We start from the raw sequence: 2718 nt of genomic DNA, 5'->3' as shown, positions 1-2718 counted from the left end.
CGCTGTATCAGCGGCTGTATGAACAGGGACTAATCAACGGGAGCTTCGGCGGCGCGTTTGAGATGATGCCCGACACGGCCTATCTCTACGCGGGAGGCGACAGCCGGGACGTGAACGCAGTGGCTGCGGAGATTAAAAAAGAGGCCCGGCGCCTTGCGGCGGATGGGCTGGACCATGACTTTTACGAGCGGGTGCGCAAGGCGGCCTTCGGCACGATGCTGCGGAGCATGAACTCCTTTGAAAGCATCGCCGTGTCGCTGACGGAGGGGCATTTTGCGGGCTATGACGCGCTGAAATTCCCCGAAGCCTTTGACGGCATCACCGAAGAGGACGTCCGGGGATTTATCCGGGACGAGCTGACGGAGGACCGCGCGGCGATGTCCGTGATTCAGCCGAAATAAGGCGCGGCGAAAGGAAGTTTCTGTTTTGACAAATTTGAAAGCACTGAGTGATATGCCCATCGGGTTTCCGGGATTGTTCGGCGGGTTTGAGATCGATCCCGACCCTGTGGCGCTTCACATCGGGCACGGTATTTACTGGTACGGCATCATTTTGGCGCTGGGGTTGCTGGCGGGGCTGTATCTTTGCATGAAGCAGGCCAAGCGGTTTGGTCTGACGGAGGACAATGTGCTGGACATGATTCTCTGGGCCACGCCCCTTTGCATCATCGGCTCCCGCATTTACTATGTGATTTTTTATCTGGATTTGTACCGCAACGCGGACGGCGGGTTCGACTGGCTGCGGATGCTGGCCGTGTGGGACGGCGGCATTGCCATCTACGGAACGGTAATCGTGGGCATTCTGGTGACCTATGTCTATTGCAGAATCAAAAAGCTGAAGTTTGCCGCCATGGTGGACCTTTGTGTCATGGGCCTATTTCTGGGCCAGAGTATCGGGCGCTGGGGCAACTTCATTAACCGGGAGGCCTTTGGCGCGGCCACCGACCTTCCGTGGCGGATGCAGCTATGGGTGAGTAAGTACCAGTCTGTGGAGGTGCACCCCACGTTCCTCTACGAGAGCCTTTGGAATCTGGTGGGGCTTTTGCTGGTGCTGTTTATCGTCAGCAAGGCTCGCCGGTTTGACGGGGAGAGCGCCTGCTTCTATTTCCTGTGGTACGGCCTTGGCCGCGCATGGATTGAGGGGCTGCGGACGGACAGCCTGTACCTCTTTGACTGGACGATCTTTGGCGCGCCCATCCGGGTTTCTCAGGCGCTGAGCCTGGTGCTGGCGGTGTGCGCGGCGGCGGCCCTGTTTTACAACATCGTGATTCGGAAAAAGGACGGCAGCGATTTGTGGGTCCGGCAGATGGAGCGAGCCGCTCTGGCGGCGGATTCTGGAGCGGAGACGGAGATGGCCGGGACGGAGGAAATCACTTCTGCGACTGAAGCGGAAGTGTCCGGCGTGGAGGAGAATGCGTCCGGGACAAATGCGGAAGCTTCGGAAGAAAACGGTTTTGAGCCGGAGGCGGAAGCGCCCGTGAAGGATGCCGGCGGGGAAGAAGCGTCCGCCGATGCGGTTTTGGAAAAGGAAAAGCCCTGAGCTGGAGCAGGTGCGATAAAAACTCCGCACAGCGAAACGGAAAGATTTTTTCACTCTTCATAAGGAAATGAACATCTAAAAAGCGAGGGCACGGGGAATTGATTTCCCCGTGCCCGATGTTATATTGTTCGAAGGGGAAGTGCTTCCATTGCGAGGATGGGTCCGGACGCGGTTTTCAGGGACGCTTATCCGGGGAGACGCTGAACCGTGCCGTGGGCGCAGTCCACACTCACCTGCATCCCGTCGATGAGGATATGAGTGGCCCCGCCCGCGCCCACGATGACCGGCTTGTCCAGAGCCAGGCCCACGGTGGCGGCATGGCTGTTTGCACCGGATTCCTCGCTGATGACGGCGGCGCAGGTACGCATGACGGAGAGCATGTCATTGGTGGTGAAGGGAACCACCAACACGCAGCCCGGACGGGCCTTTTCTGCGACCTCCTCCGGCGTGCGGCACACGCACAGGGGGCCGGAGGCCTTTCCCCGGCCAACACCCACAGCGGTAAACAGTGCGCCGCCCACCAGATGGACCCGGATCATATTGGTGGTACCGGGGATGCCCACAGGCACGCCTGCGGTGACCACCACCAAAGAGCCCTGCTTTACAAGCCCGGCGGCTTCGGCGGTCTCCACGGCGAAGTCTACCAGCTCATCGGAATCTCCGGCCACGGGCATCAGAATGGGGATGACGCCCCAACTCAGAGCCATGTGGCGCTGAACGCGTTCGTCCAGCAGACAGGCAATCACCGGTGTGACGGGACGGAAGCGACTGACCAGCCGGGCGGTGGTGCCTCGCTGGCTGACGGTGATAATGGCGTCCGCTCCCACATCGGCGGCGGTGGTGCAGGCGGCGTGGGCTGTGGCGGCGGCAATGGAGAGGCGGTGGTCCCCGTCGGCACTGCGCATCCGCTTGGCATAGTTAATATCGGACTCCGTGCGCAGAGCGATGGCATCCATGGTTTTCACTGCGTCCACCGGGTATTTGCCCGCGGCTGTTTCTCCGGAGAGCATGATGGCGGAGGTGCCGTCATAAATGGCGTTGGCCACGTCGGTGATTTCCGCCCGGGTGGGGCGGGGGTTTTCCATCATGGAGTCCAGCATTTGAGTGGCGGTGATGACAGGCTTTCCTGCGGCGGCACACTGGGCGATGATGTCCTTTTGAATAATGGGAATTTCCGTG

2 protein-coding genes and 1 pseudogene are annotated in these 2718 nt (G+C 60.2%); 2 read left to right on the top strand and 1 reads right to left on the bottom strand.

The genetic code is table 11. The annotated features are described in order from the left end of the window. Both B2W96_RS11035 and lgt read left to right on the top strand, forming a co-directional pair. Positions 1-401 (top strand): annotated as a pseudogene (locus B2W96_RS11035) (insulinase family protein); the annotation flags it as partial. Positions 402-426: 25 nt separating this feature from the next. Next, on the top strand, positions 427-1539 hold the full coding sequence (gene lgt, locus B2W96_RS11030; protein ID WP_293010366.1) for a prolipoprotein diacylglyceryl transferase: 1113 nt from the start codon (positions 427-429) through the stop codon (positions 1537-1539). Between the two features lie 185 nt (positions 1540-1724). Here the strand turns inward: lgt and B2W96_RS11025 are convergent. Then, positions 1725-2718, bottom strand: a 994-nt coding sequence (locus B2W96_RS11025; protein ID WP_293010364.1) for a pyruvate kinase, incomplete at its 5' end; no start/stop codon positions are given.

The sequence above is a fragment of the Oscillibacter sp. UBA6647 genome, assembly GCA_002455655.1.
GTDB lineage: Bacteria > Bacillota > Clostridia > Oscillospirales > Oscillospiraceae > Oscillibacter.
The sequence above is the reverse complement of the archived record's forward strand: the minus strand, read 5'-3'. Positions and strand labels throughout refer to the sequence as shown.